This window comes from uncultured Ruegeria sp., assembly GCF_947500045.1.
Classification (GTDB): domain Bacteria; phylum Pseudomonadota; class Alphaproteobacteria; order Rhodobacterales; family Rhodobacteraceae; genus Ruegeria.
In genome coordinates this window covers 318119-343144 of sequence record NZ_CANMQQ010000002.1, presented here as the reverse complement: position 1 = coordinate 343144, position 25026 = coordinate 318119, and the positions used below count along the sequence as shown (strand labels likewise).

Below are 25026 nucleotides of genomic sequence, written 5' to 3'. Positions count from 1 at the left end.
CGGATATCCACCGGTCTTTAACCCAGCGTCGTGTTGAATGTTCCGGGCAGTGTAACTTCCAGCAGTTCGACATCGTCAGACGGGTCAGACAGCCGGGTTCGCATTCCGGGCGGAATGACAAAGGCGTCGCCTTGCTCCAACCGATAAGGCTCTCTCCCCTCACCCTCCAGCGTCACTTCCCCGTCCATGACGAAAGTAAAGTGGATATCCGTATCGTGGCTGGCCCATTCGGACTGTCCCTGACCGCGGCGCACGACCTGCACGCCCGCGACGCCCTTGGTATTCTCGGCAATGGTGGTGTCGCGGCAGATATAGCCCGGCAGACGGAACGACACCCAGTCTGCGTCCTTGGCCTGATTGTAGACAAACCGCTGGCCCTGCCATTCCCGGTCTGGGCGATAATGCGGCGTGGGAAGATCCATTTGGTGGTCGATTTCCGTGACGTGCTCGGCCGGAACGCCGATCTCGATCACCTGCACGTTGTCCGATGCCTCAAGCACCCGGTGGCGGATTTCCGGTGGCTGGATAAAGCAATCCCCGGCCGTCAGACGCAGCCTGTCACCCTGATCCTCATAGACGACATCGACCCAGCCGTGGATGCAGAAGATCAGTTGAAACCCAACCTTGTGAAAATGAACCATATCCGGCACCGGACCGCCATCGGGTATGCGGATATGGCTCGCGATGATCGAGCCCCCAAGCCGATCTGGCACCAGATCGCGATAATGCATTCCCGCCCGACCGATGATCCACGGCGCCTGATCCTTAAGCCTGCGAACGACGAACGAATGAACCGTGTCCGGCATCACCATGGGCGGGTTCAAATCCTCGATCTCGATCCGGGTGCCGTTTGGTGCCGTCAGGCGATGCTGGCCATCGGCAAAATCGTCCGGGTTTGAGGTCAAAATCCGCAGCGTTCCCGGTTCTTCAGGCGCATCCTTCTCGATCCGCAGGCGCAGACCGTGGCCGGAGAACACGGCAACCCGTGGATCATCCGCCGGATAGATCATATCCATTCGCATCCCCAACACTTTGGTGTAAAACGGGATATCGTTGCGGAGCTCCTGCGTTGGCAGGCGGATTTCAGCGCGCGTCAGGATTTCGCCGGGATTGCTGGTCATACTGTTTCTCTTCGGAATTGGATTTTGGCCATCCGATCAGAACGGCGGCCAAAATGCCAATTGAAAAGTACATTTCCAGCGTTTCTTCCATCACAAACAGACGCACGGCCATCTCGACCGAAAGGCTTTCATCGAAGATTCCGCTGAGCTCTTCGAGAAGTTGTGCCAACACAGCGACACTTCCGGCCAAGAAAAAAATCTTCAGAAAAGGCGCGCGAATTTTGAAGGCCCGTATGCTGTTTGGTATCCCATGCCAAAGAATGCCGCCCAGGATAATCACTGTCAGGACAACTCGTACTGCAGTCACATCCAGCAGCGTATCAAGCGCATCAAGGATTATAAAAGGCAGGCGGCCTTCCGTGTACACATCCGCTTCCAATTCGCGCTCGGCCAATAGCAGGCACACCAGTGCAATATACAGCCGCGAGATACCTCGGTAACGCATCAGAGCGACAAGTCCGGCAAGGAACAATGCAGCTGCTGAAATCGTCTCGATCAGCCCGCCCTCGTGGTTGAAGGCGGCAGCTGGCATGGGCCAGATCATGACCACGCAAAGAAATGAAACTGCCAGAGAAAGCCCGACAAACAGGGCAACCTGATTGGGGCCAAGCCCCACCGAGGGGTTGGAAAATTGCGCGTCCGCACAAGCTTTGTCTTCATAACTCATGATGACATTCGCAGCTTCTAGTGTCCTTTGGGTGCCCCGGAATTGGCTGTACATAAAAAACTATGTAACAAATCTCAACCAGCGTCTCTCTAAAGTATCCGTGAAGGTTGTCTTCAGCAGTTGCCTGAGGTGGCATAGCCAAGCGCTGAGAAATAGTTTAACCATCAAACAAATTCTGGAACGGAGTTGAATTGCCGATGTCTGACACACCGAACCTGCGACAGGCCGCGCTTGACTATCACGCCCATCCAAAACCCGGAAAACTTGAGATCAGGGCCACCAAACCGATGGCAAATGGCCGGGACCTAGCGCGGGCCTATTCGCCAGGTGTTGCCGAAGCCAGTCTTGAGATAAAGGCTGATGCCGCCAATGCCGAGAAATATACGGCGCGTGGCAACCTGGTCGCCGTTGTCTCAAATGGTACTGCGGTTCTGGGGCTGGGTAATATCGGTGCATTGGCCTCCAAGCCCGTGATGGAAGGCAAGGCCGTCCTGTTCAAAAAGTTCGCAGGCATCGACTGTTTCGATATCGAGGTGGATCAGCCTGATCCCGAGAAACTGGCGGATATCGTCTGCGCGCTCGAGCCGACCTTTGGTGCCATCAACCTTGAAGACATTAAGGCACCGGATTGTTTTATCGTCGAAAAACTGTGCCGGGAACGGATGAATATCCCGGTCTTCCACGACGATCAGCACGGTACCGCCATCGTCGTTGGCGCTGCTACAAAAAATGCCCTGCATGTGGCGGGCAAGAAATTTGAGGATATCAAAGTTGTGTCCACCGGTGGTGGCGCAGCCGGGATTGCCTGCCTCAGCATGTTGGTGAAGCTTGGTGTCAAACGCGAAAATATCTGGCTGTGTGACATACGCGGGCTGGTCTATGAAGGCCGCGCCGAGGATATGAACCCACACAAAGACCAATTTGCGCAGAAAACCGACCTGCGCACATTGGACGATGTGATCCCAGATGCCGACCTGTTTCTGGGGCTGAGCGGGCCAAACGTGCTCAAGCCCGAAATGGTTGAGAAGATGGCCAAAACTCCGATCATCTTTGCGCTGGCCAATCCTACGCCCGAGATCCTGCCTCAAACAGCGCGCGAAGTTGCTCCTGATGCCATCATCGCCACTGGCCGCAGCGATTTTCCAAATCAGGTGAACAACGTATTGTGCTTTCCGTTTATCTTCCGGGGCGCGCTGGATGTCGGTGCGACTGAAATCAATGACGAGATGCAGATCGCCTGTGTCGATGGCATCGCCGATATGGCCCGCGCGACAACCAGCGCCGAGGCCGCTGCGGCCTACAAGGGTGAACAACTGACTTTTGGGCCAGATTATCTGATCCCCAAACCCTTCGATCCGCGCCTGGTGGGGGTTGTGTCGTCAGCGGTTGCGCAGGCCGCCATGAAGAGCGGAGTTGCAAAACGGCCAATTGATGACCTCGAAGCCTATAAGGAGCGCTTGAACCAGAGCGTGTTTAAATCTGCGCTGTTGATGCGGCCTGTATTTGAAGCTGCCGCTGTCGCATCCCGCAGGATCGTTTTTGCAGAAGGCGAGGACGAGCGTGTTTTGCGGGCTGCGCAGGCAATATTGGAAGAAACCACGGAAACTCCGATCCTGATCGGCCGGCCGGATGTTATCAACGCACGGTGCGAAAGGTTGGGCCTGACAGTCCGGCCAGGTCAAGACTTCCAGATCGTGAACCCTCAGGACGATCCTCGCTATTACGACTACTGGAGCTCGTACCATCAGATCATGCAGCGGCGGGGGGTCACTCCGGATCTGGCCAAAGCCATCATGCGCACCAACAATACCGCCATTGCAGCAATCATGGTGCATCGCGGCGAAGCCGACAGCATGATCTGCGGCACGTTCGGTGAATACCGTTGGCATCTTAATTATGTTGAACAGGTTCTGGATGATGGGGGTTTGCGTCCACATGGCGCGCTTTCACTGATGATCCTGGAAGATGGCCCTTTGTTCATTGCGGACACGCATGTAAGGCAATTGCCAACACCAGAGGAACTGGCCGAATCCACCATAGGGGCCGCCCGTCACGTTCGGCGGTTCGGACTGGACGCAAAGATCGCATTCTGTTCGCAATCGCAATTCGGCAACCAAGCTGAAGGATCCGGCAAACGCCTTCGGGCTGCGCTTGAAATACTCGATTCCGAACCCCGAGATTTCAGTTATGAGGGCGAAATGAACCTGGATCTGGCCCTTGATCCAGAATTGCGCGCGCGTATCTTCCCAAACTCCCGCCTGGAAGGTGCTGCAAATGTCCTGATATTCGCCCATGCGGATGCAGCCAGCGGTGTGCGCAATATCCTGAAGATGAAGGCAGATGGGTTGGAAGTTGGACCAATCCTCATGGGGATGGGAAACAAGGCCCATATCGTGACACCGTCTATCACGGCCAGAGGATTGTTGAACATGGCAGCAATCGCCGGAACACCTGTGGCACATTACGGATAAGCCAGAAGACTGGCACAAGCGGGCACTGGATCAGGTGCCCGTTTTGATTCTGTTAGCGTTGTCATTTTTGCAGCTGAAGTTTGCAGATTTGCAAAATGGTGGTCGCAGATACCTAAAGATCAGCTCCACCGATGAATTTGCAAAAATTTGCAAGCCATTTTGAAAGGTTTTGCAAAGATTTCGCGATAAACTGACGCGCCGTAATTCGCATCGCTTGCTCGAACTCCATACGATGCCTAACACATATTGCGAGAGATATGTGAGGAGGCCATCATGGCATATCAGGACGTCTACGAGAGCTGGAAGAACGACCCCGAAGCATTCTGGATGGAGGCCGCCAAAGGGATCGATTGGGTCAAGGCACCCAGCAAAGCGCTCTTTGACGACAATGCGCCTCTATACGAATGGTACCGCGATGCCAAGGTCAACACCTGCTGGAACGCAGTTGATCGGCATGTGGAAAACGGACGCGGTGAGCAGACCGCGATCATCTATGACAGCCCCATAACCCACACCAAACGCGAAATCTCATATGTCGAACTGCGCAACCGGGTCGCCAATCTGGCCGGCGCGCTTAGGGAGAAGGGCGTCGAAAAAGGGGACCGGGTCATCATCTATATGCCGATGATCCCCGAAGCGCTGGAGGCAATGCTGGCCTGTGCCCGGTTAGGTGCTGTGCATTCAGTTGTATTTGGCGGTTTTGCCAGCAATGAACTGGCGGTGCGGATCGATGACGCAAAACCCAAGGCGATTATCGCCGCCTCTTGCGGGATGGAGCCCGGTCGTGTTGTCCATTACAAGCCCTTGCTTGACGGGGCCATCGATCTTGCAAGCCACAAGCCCGAGTTTTGCGTGATCTTCCAACGCGAACAAGAGGTCGCACAACTGATCGAGGGGCGCGACGTCAACTGGCATGGTTTCCAGTATGGAACAAAGCCTGCCGAATGTGTGCCAGTCAGCGGCAATGATCCGGCCTATATCCTCTATACTTCCGGCACCACCGGTGCCCCTAAGGGCGTTGTGCGACCCACAGCAGGCCATTTGGTCGCGCTGAACTGGACGATGAAAAACATCTACAACGTCGATCCGGGCGATGTTTTCTGGGCCGCCTCGGATGTCGGTTGGGTCGTGGGACATTCCTATATCTGCTACGCTCCGTTGATCCACGGGAACACGACGATTGTGTTTGAGGGCAAGCCCGTTGGCACCCCCGATGCCGGAACCTTCTGGCGCGTAATTTCCGAGCACAAGGTCAAGAGCTTCTTCACTGCCCCGACTGCCATCCGTGCCGTGAAACGCGAAGACCCTAAGGCCGAGTTGATGGCAGAATACGACCTGTCCTGCCTGAAGGCGCTGTATCTTGCAGGTGAACGGGCCGACCCTGATACAATTGTCTGGGCTCAAGATGCACTGAACGTCCCGGTTATCGATCATTGGTGGCAAACCGAAACAGGCTGGACCATCGCTGGCAACCCGCTTGGGATCGAGGAATTGCCAGTGAAACTGGGATCTCCGGCAAAACCCATGCCGGGCTATGACGTTCAGATTCTGGATGAAGGTGGCCATCCGATGAAACCCGGTGAATTGGGGGCTATCGCAGTTAAACTTCCTTTGCCGCCGGGCACATTACCGACACTTTGGAATGCCGAATCTCGGTTCAAAAAATCGTATCTGGAACATTTCCCCGGTTATTACGAAACCGGCGATGCAGGCATGATTGATGAGGATGGATACCTTTACATCATGGCCCGCACCGATGATGTGATCAATGTCGCAGGTCATCGCTTGTCAACCGGCGGGATGGAAGAGGTGCTGGCCGCCCATCCCGATGTGGCAGAATGTGCCGTGATCGGCGTATCGGATCAGCTCAAAGGTCAGATGCCGGTTGGGTTCCTATGCCTGAATGCCGGTTCCGATTGCAGCCACGAGGATGTTGTGACGGATGTGGTCAAGATGGTCCGTGACAAGATCGGCCCTGTTGCTGCGTTTAAGAAGGCGGTTGTTGTGGATCGGCTACCCAAGACCCGTTCGGGCAAAATCCTGCGCGGGACGATGGTGTCGATTGCTGATGGCAAGGAATACAAAATGCCCGCCACGATCGATGATCCGATCATCTTGGACGAGATTACTCTGGCCCTGCAGAGCATCGGTTACGCGCAGTAATTTCAACGTACAAATCAAAGGCGCGCCTTACGGCGCCCTCGATTTGCGCTGACGCGCTGGTGCGAGGCTCTGCCTCTCGCTCCGAGGTATTTTTGGCCAGATGAAGGGCGGACCCATTTGCTGTGTCGGGGCTTGTCATTGGCCTTCCCTCGCCTCAGGTTGAAACAAGGAGGACGAGCATGGCAAATGGCGACATCTGGCGTCTTGGCGCAACAGAACTGGCCGCGTTGACACGCACAGGCGATCTGAGCGCGGAGGAGGTTATTCAAGACACTTTGGAGCGGATGCATCAGGTAAATCCCAACCTGAACGCGGTGGTGGAAGATCTGGGAGCAGACGCGTTAGAGCGCGCAAGTGCGCTTGATCAAGCGCGCCGTGATGGAGCGCCCATTGGCCCGCTGCACGGTGTTCCGGTGACGATCAAGGTTAACGTCGATCAGAAAGGGCATGCCACCACCAACGGGGTGACCGCCCTGAAGCACATGATCGCCCCTGACGATGCGCCGGTGGTTGCAAACCTTCAAAACGCTGGGGCCATCGTGATCGGGCGCACGAACACGCCCGAATTTTCGTTTCGCGCCGACACGGATAACCCGCTTTATGGGCGCACGCATAACCCGTGGGGCCGCCATATCTCGCCTGGTGGCTCGTCAGGAGGTGCGGGGGCTGCCGTTATGGCAGGCATTGGTGCGCTGGGTCATGGCAACGACATCGGCGGCAGCCTGCGTTTTCCGGCTGCAGCCAACGGTGCAGTTACGGTAAAACCTGGGCTCGGCCGCGTGCCAGCCTGGAACCCCAGCCAAAAGGTTGAGCGTGGAATGCTGGCGCAATCGATGTCTGTACAAGGGCTTATTTCGCGGACGGCGAAAGACCTGCACTTGTCGATGCCCTGCCTAATCGCGCCGGACCTACGTGACCCGTTCCACGTACCGATGCCGTGGCGTGGCGCAGAACCGGATGGTCCCATCAAGGTTGCTTTCACCAAAAATACGTTCGGCTATGCCTTGCACCCTGAAGTGAACAAAGCGCTTGATACTGCACGGGACGCGCTGATTGATGCGGGATACCACGTTGAAGAGATCGATCCACCGGATGTCTTTGAATGCGGACGCGTCGGTTACCGCGCGCTAATGGGTGAAGTACTAACCCTGATGAAGGGTGATATCGAAGCCGCCGGATCGCAAACAATCCGAGATATTTTCGAGATCTATTTTCAGGAATTCTCACCCATCGTCGGCGACGATCTGATCAGGGCGCTGGCGCAACGAAGCCAATATGCGCGCGAATGGTCGCTGTTCATGCAGGACTATCCGCTGGTCCTGTCCCCCTTCCTGCCGCAACCGTTCTTCAAACCCGATCGCGACACCGAAGGCGCGGAAGGCGTTCATGAGGTGTTGGGTTGTGCAGTGTATTCCTATGCAATGAATTTTCTGGGACTGCCAGCTGCCAGCATTCCCGCGCGCCTTGCCGAATTGCCCAATGGGCCGCAACCTATCAACATTCAGATCGCCGCCCGACGTTGGCGCGAAGACATGGCTGTGGACGCCGCTGCCGCTGTCGAGGAACGCGTTGGACAGATGGCACCGATTCTGTGGGATCGTATGGGAGTTTTGGCCTGAGATACCTGTTACTAAGCCTGACAAAAATAGACCCCGGGGTTTTGTGCCCGGGGTCCGCATACTAAAATATGCCCGGATTTCAGAAGACGAGCGTAGCACCACCCACACTCGCCAGCGCGTAAACTGCGCAATCAATCGAAAACACCGTTAAGTGGCCACTCACTTCCACTTTGGCGTGATCTCCGGGTAAGCTGAAGTTAACAAACCGTTATCTCAGCGCCTGTGAACTGGTTCACACAAGCGACAGGAATTTCGGAAAATCGCTCACATTTACGTGAACTGTTCTGAGATCAGTCGCTCTTCCAGCCCATGCCCAGGGTCAAACAATATACGGTGCTGGATTGTTGCTTCGGACCCAATTTCGACCCAGTCGATATCCGGGAATGAGATGGAATCGGCGGCAACGATGACTGGTCGTTTATCAGCTTCGATCACATCGAACCTGACCTTCGCCATTTTCGGCAGTAAGGCACCGCGCCACCGTCGCGGCCGAAACGCCGCGATGGGCGTCAGCGCCAGCACGTCAGCGCCAATGGGAACAATCGGTCCGTGAGCGGAATAGTTATAAGCCGTGGAACCTGCGGGGGTGGCGAGCAATGCGCCATCACACACCAGTTCGCCCATGCGGACCCGCCCATCCACGCTGATCCGAAGCCGTGCGGCTTGCGGCCCTGCACGCAGCAGCGAAACCTCGTTGATCGCCAGCGCGTTGTGCGTTTGGCCGGACCGGTCCATCGCCATCATTGCTAGCGGATTGACGACTTCTTCCTCGGCTTCTTCCAATCTCGCAATAAGATCGGTCTCAGCATAAGCGTTCATCAGAAAGCCGATGGTCCCGCGGTTCATTCCATATACGGGTGTATTCAGATGTTGGATGCCCTGCAGCGTTTGCAGCATGAATCCATCCCCACCCAAAGCTACGACAACATCTGCATCCCTTGGTGCCGCATTTCCATAACTTGCCACAAGCGTATCACGAGCGCTTTGCGCCACTTCGGCATCGCTGGCCAGAAAGGCGATTCTCTTGGTCATGATTTGTGGTTTCCAGTGCTGCACATTTGGTTCCGAAACAAACATACCTTTCCGCAATAGGCCAGAGTTGACGCCATAGCGGGCCAATTCGTCGCTTTACAGTCTTTCTTCGCGACGTGGTTTCCGATAGGAAATTCGCCAGATTTACCCCAGCCCTGCGGAGCCATTATGAACGCCAACCTTCGTGATACCGGATTCTTCACCCAGTACCTTGCGGATCGTGACCCCGAGCTTTTTGGCTCGATCACATCCGAACTGGGTCGCCAGCGCGACGAGATCGAGCTGATCGCGTCCGAGAACATCGTCTCTGCCGCCGTGATGGAGGCGCAGGGCTCGGTCATGACCAACAAATACGCCGAAGGTTACCCCGGCCGCCGCTACTATGGCGGGTGCCAATACGTGGACATCGCCGAGAACCTGGCCATCGACCGTGCCAAGCAGCTGTTCGGGTGCGGATTTGCCAACGTGCAACCGAACTCGGGCTCTCAGGCGAATCAGGGTGTTTTTCAGGCGCTGATCAAGCCCGGCGACACCATTTTGGGCATGAGCCTTGACGCCGGTGGCCACCTGACGCACGGGGCGGCCCCGAACCAGTCGGGCAAGTGGTTCAATGCGGTACATTACGGTGTTCGCAAGCAGGATAACCTGATCGATTATGACCAGATCGAAACACTTGCGAAAGAACATCAGCCCAAGCTGATCATCGCCGGTGGCTCGGCCATCCCGCGCGTCATTGATTTTGCCCGCATGCGCGAGATTGCTGACATGGTTGGCGCTTACCTACATGTTGACATGGCCCATATCGCGGGGTTGATCGCCGCAGGCGAACACCCCAGCCCCTTCCCGCATGCGCATGTGGTCACAACAACCACACACAAGACGTTGCGTGGCCCGCGTGGCGGCATGATCCTGACCAATGACGAGGCGATCGCCAAAAAAGTGAACTCGGCGATTTTCCCCGGCATTCAGGGCGGCCCGCTGATGCATGTGATCGCTGGTAAGGCGGTCGCCTTTGGCGAGGCGCTGCAACCCGCATTCAAAGATTACATCAAGCAGGTTGTGATCAACGCGCAGGCACTTTCAGATCAGTTGATCAAAGGCGGTCTGGATACCGTTACCCACGGCACCGACACCCATGTGGTTCTGGTCGACCTACGCCCCAAAGGGGTCAAAGGCAACGCGACCGAGAAAGCCTTGGGTCGCGCACATATCACCTGCAACAAGAACGGCGTTCCATTCGATCCAGAGAAACCGACCATCACCAGCGGTATTCGTCTGGGCTCACCCGCCGGCACTACGCGCGGCTTTGGCGAGACCGAGTTCCGCCAAATCGCGGATTGGATCATCGAGGTTGTCGACGGCCTGGCGGCCAATGGCGAGGATGGAAACGGCGCGGTCGAAGCCAAGGTCAAGGCCGAGGTCGCTGAACTCTGCGCGCGCTTTCCACTCTACCCAAATCTTTGATCTAAATCGGATCGTGAAACAGAAAACGGCGCCGCAAAGGCGCCGTTTTTCTTTGGGGCCAGATTGGGTCAGATAAAACCGCGCCACCGCAGGATAACAATCGATAGCGCCGCCAGCACGATCAGACCCAAGGCCAGCGAACCCAGAAAGCTCAGAAACCACCCCCAGCGCCGGTCGGCCAGATTGATTGCGTTCAGATGGCTCTGCACCTCGCCCGAGGCTTTTTCGAGCTTTGGCATGTCCAAAACCATCCGCAACTTGGGGTGCTCTGCCATCTTCTCGGCCTGCGCCAAGACCATGGCTTGTTTGTAGACCTTGCGCGGCAAACGCCGCTTTGCGCGCCGGACCGAATCGATCAGGGTCTTGTCTTTCACCCCAAGCTTTTTGCGCAGCAAAACTATGGTCTGTGCGATCCGAGTCTGGATATCGATTTCCTGCGTCATTTGGGCCTCCTGACGGATCAATTTACCCCCGCGCCACGCTGACGACAATGGGGCTGGTTGTTCTGCGCGGTGACGCGTATCACAAGAGCATGCTGAATACGATCATCCATGGCGACCCGACCGATCAACCGCCCCTGCTGATAGCGCATGGCCTTTATGGCTCGGCGCGCAATTGGGGCGTTATTGCGCGACGGTTGTCGGATGAGCGTCAGGTGATCGCAGTCGATATGCGCAATCACGCCTACAGCTTTTGGAACGACCAGCATGGCTATCCGCAATTGGCACAGGATCTGGCCGAAGTGATCGGCAATGTCGGTGAAATCGTGGATGTAGTCGGGCATTCGATGGGCGGAAAGGCCGCGATGACGCTGGCATTGGAACACGCGGATCTGGTGCGCAAGCTGGTGGTAGCCGACATCGCGCCCGTTCCCTACAACCACAGCCAGATCAAGTATATCGAAGCGATGCGCGCGGTTGATATGTCCCGCATTGAACGTCGTTCGGATGCGGAGGTTCAATTGGAAGATCAGGGTGTTGAAAAAGCTCTCCAGAGCTTTTTTACGCAGTCACTGGATGTTGAGAACAAGAAATGGCGCCTGAATCTGGACGTGCTGGCCAAGGAAATGCCCAAAATCATGGGCTTTCCCGAGGTTTCAAGCAGTTGCGACGGCCCGGCCCTGTTCTTGTCCGGCGCCGCTTCCGACTATGTTTTACCCGAACACCGGGATCGGATTCGCGCCCTGTTTCCAGCTGCACGATTCGCCAAAATCCCCAGCGCAGGTCATTGGCTGCACGCCGAGAAGCCGCGCGAGTTCGAAGCCGCGGTCAGAACATTCCTGAACGCCTGATCACGCGTCTTAGTAAAGACGCTTTGCCACCAGCCATGAAACCGGGACGGCAACCACCGCACCGGTGGCTGCGGCGTATATGATGGCCGCAGAACTGATCATCCCAGCAGCCAGAACCGCGATCACGGCACTGCCAGCGATGGCGGTCGCGATCAAAGAATAAAGCATGGCTGCAAGACGTATCATGGCCGGTCATCCTATTGGTTGGCTTCTGGCCAATACATTACAGCGATGGAATGTGTATGGCTTTGATTTGGGTCAGTTTGCGACGCTACATGCCGCTGTCCATCGGCCCCGTGGACTCTCCGCCGCCATCGACCCAATCCTTGAACCCGCCCAGATTGTAGACATGCTGATACCCCATATCCTTTAGCAATTTGCCAGCAAGCGCCGCCCTGCCGCCTGATGCACAATGCAGGATAATCACACGATCCTTGCGCAGCTCCGGATCATGAGACGGCAATTCCGGATCGGCCCGGAACTCCAGCATTCCGCGCGGGATATGATGCGAGCCCACGGCGCGGCCGGTACGTTCCAGTTCGGGCGCGTCGCGTAAATCCAAAAGCAACGCCCCCTGCCCCAGCAATTCCTTCGCTCTGCTGGCATTGATGCGCTCGACCACTGCGTTTGCAGCTTGCATCATGTCTTTTACCGTCAATGACATCTTCGCCTCTCCTGCGCGTGAAACTGCCGTAGGCTAACATGCAGGATTCTGAAGGTGTAGTCATTCAGGTGATCAATGTTCCCGGAAAGCACGCGACATACTGTCGACAATCGGCTTTGCGATATAGGCCGCAAATGTGCGTTCTTCGGTCTGAATCATGATCTCGGCAGGCATCCCGGGTGTAGGAATGAACCCCCGCACACGGCTCATCTCAACGGGGGTCAGGGAGATACGTGCCAAATACACCTCTTGTGGCATCCCGGCGGAATCTTCGACAACAGAATCCGCGGATACATAGAAAACCTCCCCCTCCAGAACCGGTGTCGTACGCTGATTAAGAGCCACCAGCCGTACAGTCGCAATCTGTCCGGTTATGACGCTATCAATCTCGGTGCGCGGGATCTGCGCTTCAATAATCAACGGCGCGTCAGCGGGCAGAATCTCTGCGATCTGTTCGCCAGTTTCGATCACCCCACCGGGCGTGTGATGGTGCAGCCGAACCACGGTTCCCGTAACCGGTGCCCGGACCACTGCGCGATCCAGAACACTGCGGGCCTGACGCGCCTTTTCGCGTACACTTTCCAGATCGGCCTCGATCACGCTCAGTTCGTCCAATGCGGCCTCGCGATACGCCGAACGCGTTCGCAGTATTTGTTCGTCATATTTCAGCAACATCTGATTGACCTCAGCCGTTTCGGCCCGCAGACGCGCCAACTGGCCTTCGGCTTCGGCCTGCACCCGCCGGATCGTGTTCAGATCACCTTTGCGCACAAGCCCTTTCTCAAACAGCGAAAGCTTGGTGTCATATTCTTCTTGCAATATGTCCGAGCGGCGCTCCATGCTGATCAACTGCGCCTCAAACCCCGAAGCGCGAATTTTCAGCGCTTCCATGTTGCGCTGAAGCAAAGCAATGTCGTTCAACAATGTCTTACGCGAAACATCGAAGCTTAGCTTCTGGTTGTCGAGGATCGTCATGACCTCAACGTCATCTGACGCCTCGACCAATGCTGATGAGAACGCAAGATTCTCCTGTTCGCTATGTTCAGCTAAAAGCCTCTCGGTCATAGCCTGAAGGCGAATTTTGCGGATGAACAGCTCGCGCTCATTGGCCTCGGCCGAGGTTTGGTCCAGTGTCATCATGATCTGGCCGGCCTGAACCGTTTCACCTTCCGACACCAGGATATTTTCGATAATCCCGCCTTCCAGGTGTTGTACGATCTTGTTGCGACCGGTTGCGACAAAGCTGCCTTGTGCGATAACCGCCGCCGCTAGTGGCGCGCGGAAAGACCAAATGCCGAAACCGCCGAAACACGCAATCAGCATGAAAAGCCCAATCACGATGAACTTAGTGATCGAGCGCGGAACCTCGGAATACCAAAGGACGCCGTCATCGGTACGAGCCACTTCGTTCATCGCTTAATCCCCCTTGCCCTGCAATTCGGGCGGTTGCTGGCGCGGCCCGTTGAGCTGTTCAAGCACCTGCTCGCGCTGCCCAAACAGCGCCACGCGCCCATCGGTCAGCAACATGATCTTGTCGACCACATTCAGCAGCGTCGGTTTTTGCGTGATCACAACCACGGTGATTTTGCTTTCCTTCGCCTGCTCAATCGCACGTGCCAGTGCCTTGTCGCCCGCCACATCGAGATTCGAGTTTGGCTCATCCAAAATAACCAGCCGCGGGTTTCCGAAGAAGGCGCGCGCCAGTGCGATACGCTGCTTTTGCCCGCCTGAAAGGGGTGAGCCATCTGCGGCCACCACGGTTTCATAACCCTGCGGCAGCGTTGCGATCATGTTGTGTACATCAGCCAGAACAGCAGCGTCGTGGATTTGTTCATCCGTCGCATCGGAGCGCATCCGACCAATGTTGTCCTTGATGGTGCCAGGGAACAGCTGCACGTCCTGCGGCAAATATCCGATGTTCTCGCCGAACTGGCGCGGATCCCAGTTGCGAATATCCATAAGATCCAGCCGGACACTACCCGAGGTCGGCAGGATCGAGCCGACAAGCGTTTTTCCCAATGTGGTTTTACCCGCGCCCGAGTTCCCGATGATCGCAAGCGTCTCACCCGGGTTCAACGCGAAGGTGATCCCGTTCAAAACGACCTGCTTTGTGCCACCGGGGACATACAACAGACGCTCCACATCCAACCGCCCTTCGGGTCGTGGCAGGCGCAGTTTTTCAAATTGCAGGGCTGAACTCGACAACAATGCCTTGATCCGTCCAAACGCACTACGCGTCAGCAGGAATGTATTCCAGCCTTCTATCGACCCTTCTATCGGCGCGAACGCGCGACCAGCGATGATTGAGGCTGCGATGACCATGCCGCCGGTGATCTCACCCTGCAGTGCCAGAAAGGCCCCCCACCCCAGAATGCCAATCTGTGTCAACAAACGTACAGCGCGCGAAATTGCGGCAAAAATCACATTGCGGTCCTGCGCTTTGACCTGCCAGGTCAGCGATTGCGCGGTGTCGCGGCCCCAGATGCGCACCGCCTCGGGGATCATCGCCAGAGCGTTGATGATCTGGCTGTTGCGCGACATCGAATCCAGATGCTGGTTCGCCAAGGATTGCGCCTGATTGGCCTTGGCAAACGGCTTGGCCGTCATCTTCTGATTGACTATCGCGATGACCATCAAGATCAGAGCGGTTGTGACGACGATCATCCCCAACTGCGGATGCACCAGAAAGATCATCAGAATGAACAGTGGTGCGAACGGAACGTCCAGAAATGAAATCAGCGTGCCCGAGACCAAAAATCCTCGCACCTGCTGCAGATCACCCAAGGTTTGATATTCACGCCCGTTACCATGCAGGGATGCATGCGCGGCTGCGCTCAGAACCGGGGCGCCGAGCCGGGCAGCAACTTCGACCGCGGTGCGCATCAGCATAAAACGGCGGACCGCGTCAAACGCGGATTGGAAAATGACCGCTCCGGCAACAATCGCGGTCAGCATGATCAACGTATCCAGCGACCGGCTGGTCAAAACCCGGTCACTGATCTGAAACAGGTAGATCGGTATCGCCAGGATCAGGACGTTGGTCGCACAAGTCAGCACCAGAACGAACGCCAGATTTCGCCAGATCGCACGCAGCGACGTGCGCAGTGTTTTCTGAAAATCTTCCGGTGGGGTGCGTTTGTGGAAAGTTTGGGGTGGCCCGTTACCGTCGCCGCCGCCCGTTGCCAGGCGCATCAACGGCTCGTTTGCCTTGGCCTCGATCGTGGTGCCCATGCGGTCTTTGCCGTCCGACGACACAGAGGGGGTCATGCGCGCAGTCGATTGATCGGCAGGTTCACGATCAGAAGCTTCAGCATCGGCCACCCCAACGTCGCCATCCACTGGATCCTTATCTTGACTGGATTGCGACGGTGCGCGCCGAAGGGGAGAGCCGGCGCACGATTGCGATGATGTATCTTGCTGCTCTGCCTGCTTGTACCCCGATCCATCTGCATGTGGCATCGGCTGAGACGCTTCTTTCGGCTCTCTCGAACTTGCGGCTGCCTTCGCTGCCTGCGTTCCTGGGCTGGACTCTGCCAACCGCATCTCAGAGGTCAGGCGCAGTCGGGCCGCTGAATTGCACGGGGTATTACTGCTCGGCTTTGCTGCGCCTTCACCGGATTTCGGGGTCAACGGGCCGCCGCCTCCGTGCCGATCTAACGGGCTTGCAAAACGGGTTCGGCGCGACGAAAAAACGATCGACATAAACTAACCTTCCGGTCACTCGTTAATCAGGAAAGATCAGGCCAGCATGGTCTGCAGGCCATCAGAGGAATTCGCCATTTCGTTCGGCGTGAGATCGTTTCCGCTCGGACCAATACCGTTTTCGTACCCGGGCATGCCCGCGTCTTCCATCAGCGCGGCAATCGCCTCGTTGGTCATCTCGGTGATTTCTTCGTTTGTTGGCATGTCGATCAGGCTCGCCTGATGCAACAGCAGGTCGGAAAAGACCCCGTCCTGCGCCATAACAACCGAATCCACACCTGCCTTGGTGATGTTGGCGGCGTTCAGCATCGCGTTGCTGCCTGCCAGAACTTCGGTCTCATCGGCATGTGGGCCATGCAAATGAACGTCATCCTGATCCGCGAGGATGGTCGATTGCTCAGTCACGTTGACCTGTATCAGAGATCCGTCAATCTTGAGGACGCGCATCTGTTCCATACCGGCGAACATTGGATCACTCATCAGCGCGTCTTCCAGCGCCGTCATGTCATCCTCACCCAAGGCCATTGCGTCGGCCATCGACGCTTGCATCGCCTGATGCGTGTCTTCGCCTTCGGTCAAAAGCGATACTTCATTCATGACCAGATTCTCATCCGATCCATCGATGAGGCCCGGCAAGCCGCCTGTCACCACATCGTCGTCCATCAAGACATGGGTCTGGATGAAGGCATCAACCGAAATCATATCGCCTTCGATCATGATCAGGTCATAATAGCTGCCAAGTTGCAGGATGTTTGTGACATCGATCAGTTCGTTGTCACCCAGCGCATACAGCGTGGTCGTCGCGTTGATCTCGGTATCGATATGATCGATATCCGTGGCGTCGATGCTCTGTTTGATAAAATTTGCTACGATCAGGTCGGTTGTAATCCAATCGACATGCACGAAAGCCGGCGCATCATCATCACTTGAACCCTGCTTCAGCCATGGGGCTGAATTGCCTTCGACTTCGATCGTCGAAGAATGCACCACATTGGTGCCCGACCCGCCATTCGTGCCTTTATCCATATCCGATACAACAGCGACCTGGCTGACCATGGTCAGTTCGATTGATTTACCACCAACCGCTATATAGGGCGCATCTACCCACGCCACCGTCGCGCTGACTTCGTTGATCGCAAGGTTGCCCCCAGCAATCACCGTGTGGCCATCGGCGAATTCGTCATCGTCGTCCTGATCCCACTCGGCGGGCATCGCATCGGGCGTTTCGTCTTCGTCCTCCTCGTCGGGCTGATGGTGTTGGGGCAGAAGGTCGTCCCAGACGGGCGCTTCGTCCACATGCTCACCATTGACGATCACGCCCATCGCGTCTTCACCGTGGAACTGATAAACAACCGCGCCTTCAACCTCGGCGTTGATCGGTGCCAACAATTCTTCGGCCAATGATTCCACATACTCGACAGACAGGTAATCCGAGATCGAGAATGAGGGTACGGCGAACGCATGCATTGAGGCTGCCACCTGCGCCGCGGCCTCGGTCTGCGCTATGAGTTGATCGACATCGCGGAATTCTCCTTCTCCGACGACATCGTTGTCGCGTAAGAAAATCTTCTGGAATGTATAGGTAACCGCCGAACCGATCAGTTCCGTCACGATCTCAAGTTTCTGTTCGATAACAAACGTCGCGGCGATACCTGCCGTCGCTTCAGGTAATGGTGGGCCGGATGAGACCGGTGGCGCAAGTGCGACAACCGTCTCGAACTCGGGTCCATCTGACAGCGGTGGAAGTTCAGGAGTGGCGGGGGGGGTGTCAAACCGATAGGGAAGCGGACCATATTTACCCGGATCCAACTCCAGATCTGACTTGATCCGGATCTTTGCGGGATTTTCCAGTTCGTCCAGCTCTGCCTTGCGACGCATGGCGGTGAACTCTTCGTACTGATCCCTCAGTCGGGCTTTTTCAATCGTAAGATCAAAAGTTCCAATAAAGTGTGCAATCTGTTCGGTAACACTATCGAATGACATTTCGATGATCCCTTACGCCCTTACCGGCCAGAAATTTCCGGTTCGGGATTTGCTGGGCCGAGGCCACAGAACGCGGCCCCGGCGATTTCATTGAACGGGGGCCGGTAATGCGGCCCCCGGGATTTGGCCTTAGACCTCGGTGTCGTCGCTCGAGTAAGTCGAGGTCATCGAACCGCCAACCATCGTCGTATCGACCGAGTTACCAAGCACGTTGGCACCCATGACGATCGACTGGTTGAAGGCAGATGTATCGACGACTGCGGCTGCAGATGCATAGGACTCACCGTTGACGATACCGTCGCCACCGTTGCTTGAGCCCCAGGTACCGGCGTTTCCGCCTGCACCACCAGCACCGGAATAGGCACCGGATGCTTCACCACCGGTGTTCATCGCACCCGTGGTATCACCACTTGTCGCAGTACCCATGACCGCGCCGCTGGTTCCGCCTGCTGCGGTTCCTGCGCCACCAGCACCACCTGCACCTGAATAAGCAGTGCCAGTTGCACTACCTGTACCGGTCGAGGTCGCGTCGTTGTCCGAGTTTGCTGCGCCGCCGTAACCGGCAATCGCTTCAGCCAGACTGTCGGCGGTTCCGTCGGTATCGGCTGTCGACCAGACCTGACCTTCACCGCCGTCACCGGCTGTGTTGGTCGCATCTGCCGAACCCGCTCCGCTACCGGCCGAGCTGGATGTCGGGGTGGTTGTACCACCGGCACCTGCTGTGCCATCAGCAGTTGCAGCACCGGAACCCGAACCCGTGGACATGCCATTGGTCGAGTTGCTTCCGCCATCTCCACCTGAACCGTCTGGGGTCTGGGTGTTGTTGGTTGTGCCGTCGATCTCACCCGGTGATTGGGTGATGTCGGGGCCACCGGCAGTCTGATCGCCAACACCTTGTGCATTCGCATCGGTGTCAACATAACCGCCGCCTGCGCCACCGGTTCCAGTACCGCCCGCGCCCGGGCCACCAGTACCCGTACCACCGGTACCTGTACCACCGGTACCTGTACCGCCAGTACCTGTACCACCAGTACCCGTACCACCAGTTCCAGCGCCGCCGGTACCACCGTCACCACCGGTTCCGTTCGAGTTTCCGGCTGCGGCTTCTTCTTCAGCGTCCGGCTCTTCTTCCTCTACCAATTTCAGGAACGGGAAGGCTTCTTCTATAGTGCCAGAGTTTCCACCGGTCCCGTCGCCACCGTTGGCATTACCGCCAGATCCAGATCCACCAGAACCGCTGCCGCCAGAACCGGAACCACCGGAACCGCTACCACCAGAGCCGGGTCCACCAGAACCGCTGCCACCAGAACCGGAACCACCAGATCCGCTACCGCCATCGGCATCATTGAAGCCGAGTGCGCCCGCACCTGCGAGACCCAGACCCAGGTTGCTACCTGCAGTCGCGCCGTTCGCCTGATTGCTACCAGAGCTGGCGTTGTCTGCAGAGCCACTGGTTTGCGCATTGCCGTCTCCGGCATTTGAGCCTTGTGCAGAAGCATCAGTACCGGCCAGGCCGAGACCCGCGCCTAATGCACCTGAAGCCTGATCGCCGCCGTTGGCGTTGCCACTCGCGCTCGAGCCTGACAGACCGAGACCAAGACCCAGACCAAACGATCCAGCTTCGCCACCTGCACCACCAGTACCCGTACCGCTTGCATTCGCGCTTCCGGAATTGTTCGCGCTGGATGTGCTACTGGCGTTTCCGCCGTTTCCGCCAGTGCTGGCACCGTCGGCATGCGCGCCTGACAGACCCAGCCCAAGGCTCGCATTGTGTGCACTGCCAGATGCTGCGCCATTCCCGCCTGTTGCGTTGGCGTCGGCGTTTCCTGAATGCCCGCCAAAGGCCAGTGCATTGCTACCATGGGTACCGCCTGATGCATTACCACCATAGCTCATGCCGCCCTGACCGGACGCGCCTCCGTCTGCTTCGGCGTCAATGCCTTCTTCCGCATGGGCAGAACCACCCGTGGCGTTGCCACTTTGGGTAAACGTACCACCGTTCGAAACACTGGCACCGTTCAGGGTGTCATTGTCGTTCAGTGTAGCGGCTTGGTTGTTGATCGATGAGAAATCATTGCCCGGACCATCAAGTGAGATATCCAGATTGATGTCATCGCCGGGGTCATAGTCCAGATCATCACCAGCAGTAATCACATCACGCGTCGATGCGTAATCTGAAACGTCAACGTCAACTTTATCGTCGTCACGCGGAATCCATTCACCGCCGCTAAAGTCGATATCTACAGTTGCGTTGTTGTTGTTGGTGTTGCTGTCGTTACCACCGTTGGATTGAGAGTTGCTGTCGTTACCACCATTGGTGTTGCTGTCATTACCACCATTGGTATTGCTATCGTTGCCACCATTGGTGTTGCTGTCATTGCCACCATTGGTGTTGCTGTCGTTGCCACCATTGGTATTGCTATCGTCACCCTGTTGCTGCTGTTGCTGCTGTTGGACGTTGATATCTTCGACCTCTGCAACCTCTTCTTCTACCTGAGGCTCATCTACGACAGGATCTTGGTCATCGATAACTTCTTGCACGTCAGTCATAGGAACATTTCTACGTACCATAATGAATTCCACTTTTACTGAAGCACCCGGCCGCCATTCATCTACAAAGCGGCTACTGGGGCGGTTGAAACAAATTTCGCGCACCAAGTGTCAAACTGGACACTCGCGCGGCAGTGATAGTCTTCTGTTTGGTTTGCCCCCCTTTCTCGGCTAAGCCGATTCCATGACCACGGGGATTTCGCCAAAATACGCGGACCGCAGGCACGTCAGGTTCAAGTAAACTTCGCAATTCGAAGCGCGTTCATGGTCGCAATGTTGAATGGGCATGCATAGCTGGCCGAAAGCATTGTTTTCGACAACTGTTTGTTAAAAAAAGCTTTTATCCAGAAATTCGCATTGAATTACGCCGAAATACGCAGGAAACATTCGTACTCAATCAAACGACATTATTAACGCAACTATTTCATCGGGTTACGTAGCCAGATGGGACGTCAAACCTGATCAATGGTTCTAGAACTGCGGCTTTGAAAATCGGCTTCCGGTTGCTGAAACTCGTACTTTCAGCTATGATAAGGCTCTATTTGAGATAAGATTTTGTGTTTCGCGCCGCCAAATTCTGTGCCCGATTTTTAGTTCCAGAAGGCAGCGTTAGTATTAGTGGGGGAAGATCAATGAATTTTTCATTGCAAGACGACGCCTGTGGTCATGCCGATTATCCCGAAGAGCTGTCGATCCTATTTATCGGCAAAGAACTGTTCTATTCGAACCAAACTCTGAGAAGTGTTCAAACCGAATTCGGCGTTCGTGCAGAGAGGCTCGACAGCCTCGATGATCTACCGGTCGGGTCCGAAAAACCAGGCTCGACCGAGCGCATAGTTGTCGTGGATCAGATGATGCTCGAGGACCTTCTGGCGCGGCCTTGCGATTATGCACGACTTGCCGAAAATGGCTGCTTGGCATTCGCATATCGCAAGAAAAGCCCCGCCCGGATTCTATTTGAACGCTGGGATCGCGTCCGTTTCGGTAACATCGGATATCTTCCAATGAACGTGGCCCCGGACGTGTGGCGCGCCATTTTACGTCTTCTGATGCATGAAGAACTGCACCTGCCCTGCTTTCTCGCCGATATCATGGCTGCAACGCCAAGCGCACCGGACGTACCTATCGAAAAACAGCCCGCAACCAGAACCCGCTCACCCGAAAAGCTATTGCAATACGCCAAGCTTACGCGCCGGGAAAAACAGGTTCTGCGCTTGGTTTCGCGGGGTAAAAGCAACAAGGCCATCGCATCCAAGTTGGGCATTACCGAGCATACGGTCAAATTGCACATGCACAACGTTGCGGGCAAAATCGGGGTGAGCAATCGGACCGAAGCCGCTCATTTCTATTTTGAGGTCGCGCCCAACGAAGCGCGTAGCGCGCCCGTTGGATGAGGCGTTCGAATCCCGGTTTGATCGGCTTATCCTGCTGGTGGGTCGGCTCAATTATATGTGGACGAACACCGAAAGCCTGTTGATTCACCTGATTGCCGGGCTGACCGGTGCCAACAAAGATGTGGCGGTCATTATCTTCCTGACCCTGAACACAACACGTGCCCGTATTGATCTGGTCGAGCGCCTCGCCAAGATGGAGGGTCGCGATCCCAAAATCCGCGACCCGATCCTTGAGCACACGCAGCGGTTGTCACGTCTGTCGTCCATCCGAAACAAGTACAACCACTGCATCTATTCCTTTGATCAGGAAAGCGGAAATCCGAAGACCATTCTAATGAGGATTGCGGATCGCAAGACCGACATCAAACTTGGTCGCGAAGACACGGTTGATGACAAGGCCATGAAGGAGATTGAGAACGTCGTCACCCAGCTTTCGGATGCGAACAAAGATATCTGGAAGCTGATTGCCCAGTTGGGGTTCCCGGCCTGAGGTAAATCTGGTGCGGGCGGTGGGAGCAAAACCACCGTACAGTGGCGTTGACCTACAGCCATAAAATCGCCCATCTTCCCAATAACCTATGAGTCGGCTGTCTAAGCGCGTCTAACCGAGAACAAGCGCAGCAACCGGAAAAGTGGGGGACCAATTGGGGGACTGGGATGAAAAATGCGCTGACGCAGGTCCAGATCAAGAATGCAGGCGACGGGAAATTGCAGGACGGTGGCGGTCTTATTCTTAGGAAGAAGAGCGAGTCTGGAAAGTGGATTTACCGCTACTCACACCTTGGGAAGCGGCGTGAAATGGGACTCGGAACCTGGCCGACTGTATCGTTATCGGAAGCACGAAAGACGCGAGACCAATGGGCAACGCTACTGGCAAGCGGCCAAGACCCAATCGAGACGAGGCGACAGCAGCAAGCCGAAGAAGTCGCGCAGCGGGATCAGGATGACCCGTCGTTCTCGGAATTGGTCAGCCTGGTATTCGAGGCCCGCAAAGAAAGCTTGAGGGGGCAAGGCACCCGAGGGAGATGGCGGAGTCCGCTCGATCTCTACGCCATTCCGTCATTTGGGAAGAAGGCAGGCTCAAAGGTCAGCAAGTGGGACGTTGTTGAATGCCTGCGCCCGATCTGGCGCGATAAGCACCCCACAGCAAAGAAGACCATCGAGCGGATTCGGATAGTCTTGCGCTCGGCAAAACTGATGGGGTTTCCAACTGATCCGGATGTTGTCGACGCTGCACAAGAGATGCTTGGCGTGGTGAAGCACGTAGCCCAGCCTATGCGCTCGGTTCCATGGCAGAAGATACCTGATCTCTACAAGCAGCTGGGAGACACGACCGCTGGGCGTTGCAACCAGTGGATTATTCTAACGCTTATCAGAATGGACGCAGCCAAACGCGCCTCGGTCGACGAGATCGAAGGCAATATCTGGACTGTCCCGAGCGACCACATCAAAGGCCAAGAAGGCAAGGTTTTGGACTTTCGCGTTCCCCTACCCGCTCAGGCACTCCAATTTGTTGAGGATGCTAAGACCCTCGAACAAAAATACCTGTTCCCAGGGCTTAATCCGAAAAAGCCAATTACCGACGCTGCAGTTGAGAAGTGCCTACGCGAAATGAAGGCGGGCGGAACGCCACACGGGTTTCGTGCCAGCTTTAGAACATGGGTGCAGGAAACTCAGGCTTGCTCGTGGGAAGTGTCTGAAACGATTCTAGGCCATACCATCGGTGGAAAGACGGAACGCGCCTACGCTCGATCAGACCTATTGGATTTGCGACTAGTGGCAATGCAGAAGTGGGCAGATTTTGTCACCGGATCTGCAAGTGTGGTTGTTCCATTACGCGGATCACAGGTTTAATCACCGAGCATAACCGTCTGCCAAGTCTGGATAATTCTCGCCGGACGACGAACAGGAATGCGCCCTATGTGCTCAGACCTCGGTGACCATACACGCACATCAATGAATTCTCGCCCATGTTTGTGGCACGGAAACGGGGCTTGGCTCACCGGCCAGTCGTGGCCAACGACCGAGACCAAATCAGACGCCAGGTAGTTCATACGCCGCTGGCAGAGGTTGCACCGAATCGTCACCACTTGGTTAATCTCGGCGGCGTCCCTCATTGTTCTGAGAGGCTTTCCTGGGTGTGGTCTGATCGGTGGATTCGCGGCTGGCATAATGAGAACATGTAGAGAACATTTCTCACTTGTCCAAATCGATTCTTGCCCCTAGCCTGACTCGTCATGTGCAATCTTTATTCAAATACGACCAGCCAGGAAGCGATGAGGCAACTATTTGGTGTCGCCCCGCATCGCGATCTATTGGGGAACTCGGAGCCCCTTCCCGCCATATTTCCAAAGCACTTAGCACCCGTTGTTCGTGTATCTGAGCACGGCGATCGTGAGATGGTCTCACTAAGCTGGGGCTTTCGTACAACCAAGAAGTCGAAGAAGACTGGCGCGGTCATCCAGCCTGGCGCCTGGAACAACGCCAGGGATGACAAGGTGAGATCAAGCGGGCTTTGGAAATGGAGTTTCGAGGAAAGACGCTGCCTGGTGCCCGCAAGCTCGTTCTGCGAGGCCAAGGGACGGAATCCCGCCACCTACCATTGGTTCGCACTCAAGGGCGATGAAAGCCGCCCACCCTTCGCATTTGCAGGTATGTGGCAGACATCGCGTTATGAGGGCAAAGAAGGGCCAGAGACGGCCGAGACCTATACGATCATCACCACAACAGCCAACGAGATCGTCAAGCCGATACATCCGCAAAGAATGCCGGTGATCTTACGGCCTGAGTCCTACGACCAGTGGATGAGTGGCAGCGCAAATGAGGCGTTCGATCTGCTGGAGCCGTTTGACGCTAACGAGATGCAGATCGTGCGATCCGGTGAAGGTGAAAAGTCTGACTGAAC

19 protein-coding genes are annotated in these 25026 nt (G+C 56.1%); 9 read left to right on the top strand and 10 right to left on the bottom strand.

Features of this window, described 5'->3' with window-relative positions; genetic code table 11:
- Window positions 1-17 precede the first annotated feature (17 nt).
- Together Q1B46_RS05215 and Q1B46_RS05210 are read right to left on the bottom strand one after the other, a co-directional pair.
- On the bottom strand, window positions 18-1121 hold the full coding sequence (locus tag Q1B46_RS05215; RefSeq protein WP_299945498.1) for a cupin domain-containing protein: 1104 nt from the start codon (window positions 1119-1121) through the stop codon (window positions 18-20).
- The gene (locus tag Q1B46_RS05210; RefSeq protein WP_299945495.1) at window positions 1084-1788 is read right to left on the bottom strand and encodes a hypothetical protein; all 705 of its coding nucleotides are present in this window, start codon (window positions 1786-1788) and stop codon (window positions 1084-1086) included. Before Q1B46_RS05210 ends, Q1B46_RS05215 begins: the two co-directional genes overlap by 38 nt.
- Window positions 1789-1985: 197 nt before the next feature.
- Between Q1B46_RS05210 and Q1B46_RS05205 the strand changes: the two genes are divergently transcribed.
- The 3 genes from Q1B46_RS05205 (at window position 1986) to Q1B46_RS05195 (ending at window position 8041) form a co-directional block, all read left to right on the top strand.
- A complete protein-coding gene (locus Q1B46_RS05205) occupies window positions 1986-4259 on the top strand; it encodes an NADP-dependent malic enzyme (RefSeq protein ID WP_299945492.1) in 2274 nt (757 codons plus the stop codon).
- A 273-nt stretch (window positions 4260-4532) separates the two neighbouring features.
- The gene (prpE, locus tag Q1B46_RS05200) at window positions 4533-6422 is read left to right on the top strand and encodes a propionate-CoA ligase PrpE (protein WP_299945489.1); all 1890 of its coding nucleotides are present in this window, start codon (window positions 4533-4535) and stop codon (window positions 6420-6422) included.
- Window positions 6423-6601: 179 nt separating this feature from the next.
- On the top strand, window positions 6602-8041 hold the full coding sequence (locus tag Q1B46_RS05195) for an amidase family protein (RefSeq protein ID WP_299945486.1): 1440 nt from the start codon (window positions 6602-6604) through the stop codon (window positions 8039-8041).
- 270 nt (window positions 8042-8311) lie between these two features.
- On the opposite strand, the gene Q1B46_RS05190 is transcribed toward Q1B46_RS05195, so the two are convergent.
- Entirely contained in the window at window positions 8312-9073 is a 762-nt protein-coding gene (locus Q1B46_RS05190) for an NAD kinase (protein WP_299945483.1), read from the bottom strand.
- 168 nt (window positions 9074-9241) lie between these two features.
- Here Q1B46_RS05190 and glyA point away from each other — a divergent pair, with 168 nt between their 5' ends.
- Window positions 9242-10537 carry a serine hydroxymethyltransferase gene (gene glyA / locus Q1B46_RS05185; RefSeq protein ID WP_299945480.1) on the top strand — a complete coding sequence of 432 codons (1296 nt, stop codon included), beginning with the start codon at window positions 9242-9244 and terminating at the stop codon, window positions 10535-10537.
- 68 nt (window positions 10538-10605) lie between these two features.
- Here the strand turns inward: glyA and Q1B46_RS05180 are convergent, their stop codons facing one another.
- Window positions 10606-10980: a hypothetical protein gene (locus tag Q1B46_RS05180; protein WP_299945477.1), complete on the bottom strand. Its 375-nt coding sequence runs from the start codon at window positions 10978-10980 to the stop codon at window positions 10606-10608.
- Between the two features lie 47 nt (window positions 10981-11027).
- Here Q1B46_RS05180 and Q1B46_RS05175 point away from each other — a divergent pair, with 47 nt between their 5' ends.
- Window positions 11028-11828, top strand: a complete 801-nt coding sequence (locus Q1B46_RS05175) for an alpha/beta fold hydrolase (protein WP_299945474.1) — start codon at window positions 11028-11030, stop codon at window positions 11826-11828.
- Between the two features lie 9 nt (window positions 11829-11837).
- Here Q1B46_RS05175 and Q1B46_RS05170 read toward each other — a convergent pair whose 3' ends face one another.
- The 6 genes from Q1B46_RS05170 to Q1B46_RS05145 all read right to left on the bottom strand — a co-directional run bounded on the left by Q1B46_RS05170 (window position 11838) and on the right by Q1B46_RS05145 (window position 20727).
- Window positions 11838-12014, bottom strand: a complete 177-nt coding sequence (locus tag Q1B46_RS05170) for a hypothetical protein (protein WP_299945471.1) — start codon at window positions 12012-12014, stop codon at window positions 11838-11840.
- Between the two features lie 85 nt (window positions 12015-12099).
- Window positions 12100-12492, bottom strand: coding sequence for a rhodanese-like domain-containing protein (locus tag Q1B46_RS05165; protein WP_299945468.1), 393 nt, complete (start codon window positions 12490-12492; stop codon window positions 12100-12102).
- 72 nt (window positions 12493-12564) lie between these two features.
- Window positions 12565-13905 (bottom strand): HlyD family type I secretion periplasmic adaptor subunit, encoded by a 1341-nt coding sequence (locus Q1B46_RS05160; protein ID WP_299945466.1) that lies wholly within the window; start codon window positions 13903-13905, stop codon window positions 12565-12567.
- Between the two features lie 3 nt (window positions 13906-13908).
- Window positions 13909-16194, bottom strand: a complete 2286-nt coding sequence (locus Q1B46_RS05155) for a type I secretion system permease/ATPase (RefSeq protein ID WP_299945463.1) — start codon at window positions 16192-16194, stop codon at window positions 13909-13911.
- Between the two features lie 36 nt (window positions 16195-16230).
- The gene (locus Q1B46_RS05150) at window positions 16231-18177 is read right to left on the bottom strand and encodes a type I secretion protein (protein ID WP_299945430.1); all 1947 of its coding nucleotides are present in this window, start codon (window positions 18175-18177) and stop codon (window positions 16231-16233) included.
- Window positions 18178-18306: 129 nt separating this feature from the next.
- The gene (locus Q1B46_RS05145; RefSeq protein ID WP_299945427.1) at window positions 18307-20727 is read right to left on the bottom strand and encodes a hypothetical protein; all 2421 of its coding nucleotides are present in this window, start codon (window positions 20725-20727) and stop codon (window positions 18307-18309) included.
- Window positions 20728-21359: 632 nt separating this feature from the next.
- Here Q1B46_RS05145 and Q1B46_RS05140 point away from each other — a divergent pair.
- The 4 genes from Q1B46_RS05140 to Q1B46_RS05125 all read left to right on the top strand — a co-directional run bounded on the left by Q1B46_RS05140 (window position 21360) and on the right by Q1B46_RS05125 (window position 25024).
- The gene (locus tag Q1B46_RS05140; RefSeq protein WP_299945424.1) at window positions 21360-22121 is read left to right on the top strand and encodes a response regulator transcription factor; all 762 of its coding nucleotides are present in this window, start codon (window positions 21360-21362) and stop codon (window positions 22119-22121) included.
- A 55-nt stretch (window positions 22122-22176) separates the two neighbouring features.
- Window positions 22177-22611, top strand: a complete 435-nt coding sequence (locus Q1B46_RS05135) for a hypothetical protein (protein WP_299945421.1) — start codon at window positions 22177-22179, stop codon at window positions 22609-22611.
- A gap of 167 nt (window positions 22612-22778) precedes the next feature.
- Window positions 22779-23975 carry an integrase arm-type DNA-binding domain-containing protein gene (locus Q1B46_RS05130; protein ID WP_299945418.1) on the top strand — a complete coding sequence of 399 codons (1197 nt, stop codon included), beginning with the start codon at window positions 22779-22781 and terminating at the stop codon, window positions 23973-23975.
- 383 nt (window positions 23976-24358) lie between these two features.
- Window positions 24359-25024, top strand: a complete 666-nt coding sequence (locus Q1B46_RS05125; RefSeq protein WP_299945415.1) for an SOS response-associated peptidase — start codon at window positions 24359-24361, stop codon at window positions 25022-25024.
- Window positions 25025-25026 lie beyond the last annotated feature (2 nt).

Coding starts and splice junctions, on each gene's coding strand:
- Q1B46_RS05215 (WP_299945498.1), bottom strand. CDS start 1,121: ATGACCAGCAATCCCGGCGAAATCCTGACGCGCGCTGAAATCCGCCTG.
- Q1B46_RS05210 (WP_299945495.1), bottom strand. CDS start 1,788: ATGAGTTATGAAGACAAAGCTTGTGCGGACGCGCAATTTTCCAACCCC.
- Q1B46_RS05205 (WP_299945492.1), top strand. CDS start 1,986: ATGTCTGACACACCGAACCTGCGACAGGCCGCGCTTGACTATCACGCC.
- prpE (WP_299945489.1), top strand. CDS start 4,533: ATGGCATATCAGGACGTCTACGAGAGCTGGAAGAACGACCCCGAAGCA.
- Q1B46_RS05195 (WP_299945486.1), top strand. CDS start 6,602: ATGGCAAATGGCGACATCTGGCGTCTTGGCGCAACAGAACTGGCCGCG.
- Q1B46_RS05190 (WP_299945483.1), bottom strand. CDS start 9,073: ATGACCAAGAGAATCGCCTTTCTGGCCAGCGATGCCGAAGTGGCGCAA.
- glyA (WP_299945480.1), top strand. CDS start 9,242: ATGAACGCCAACCTTCGTGATACCGGATTCTTCACCCAGTACCTTGCG.
- Q1B46_RS05180 (WP_299945477.1), bottom strand. CDS start 10,980: ATGACGCAGGAAATCGATATCCAGACTCGGATCGCACAGACCATAGTT.
- Q1B46_RS05175 (WP_299945474.1), top strand. CDS start 11,028: ATGGGGCTGGTTGTTCTGCGCGGTGACGCGTATCACAAGAGCATGCTG.
- Q1B46_RS05170 (WP_299945471.1), bottom strand. CDS start 12,014: ATGATACGTCTTGCAGCCATGCTTTATTCTTTGATCGCGACCGCCATC.
- Q1B46_RS05165 (WP_299945468.1), bottom strand. CDS start 12,492: ATGTCATTGACGGTAAAAGACATGATGCAAGCTGCAAACGCAGTGGTC.
- Q1B46_RS05160 (WP_299945466.1), bottom strand. CDS start 13,905: ATGAACGAAGTGGCTCGTACCGATGACGGCGTCCTTTGGTATTCCGAG.
- Q1B46_RS05155 (WP_299945463.1), bottom strand. CDS start 16,194: ATGTCGATCGTTTTTTCGTCGCGCCGAACCCGTTTTGCAAGCCCGTTA.
- Q1B46_RS05150 (WP_299945430.1), bottom strand. CDS start 18,177: ATGTCATTCGATAGTGTTACCGAACAGATTGCACACTTTATTGGAACT.
- Q1B46_RS05145 (WP_299945427.1), bottom strand. CDS start 20,727: ATGACTGACGTGCAAGAAGTTATCGATGACCAAGATCCTGTCGTAGAT.
- Q1B46_RS05140 (WP_299945424.1), top strand. CDS start 21,360: ATGAATTTTTCATTGCAAGACGACGCCTGTGGTCATGCCGATTATCCC.
- Q1B46_RS05135 (WP_299945421.1), top strand. CDS start 22,177: ATGTGGACGAACACCGAAAGCCTGTTGATTCACCTGATTGCCGGGCTG.
- Q1B46_RS05130 (WP_299945418.1), top strand. CDS start 22,779: ATGAAAAATGCGCTGACGCAGGTCCAGATCAAGAATGCAGGCGACGGG.
- Q1B46_RS05125 (WP_299945415.1), top strand. CDS start 24,359: ATGTGCAATCTTTATTCAAATACGACCAGCCAGGAAGCGATGAGGCAA.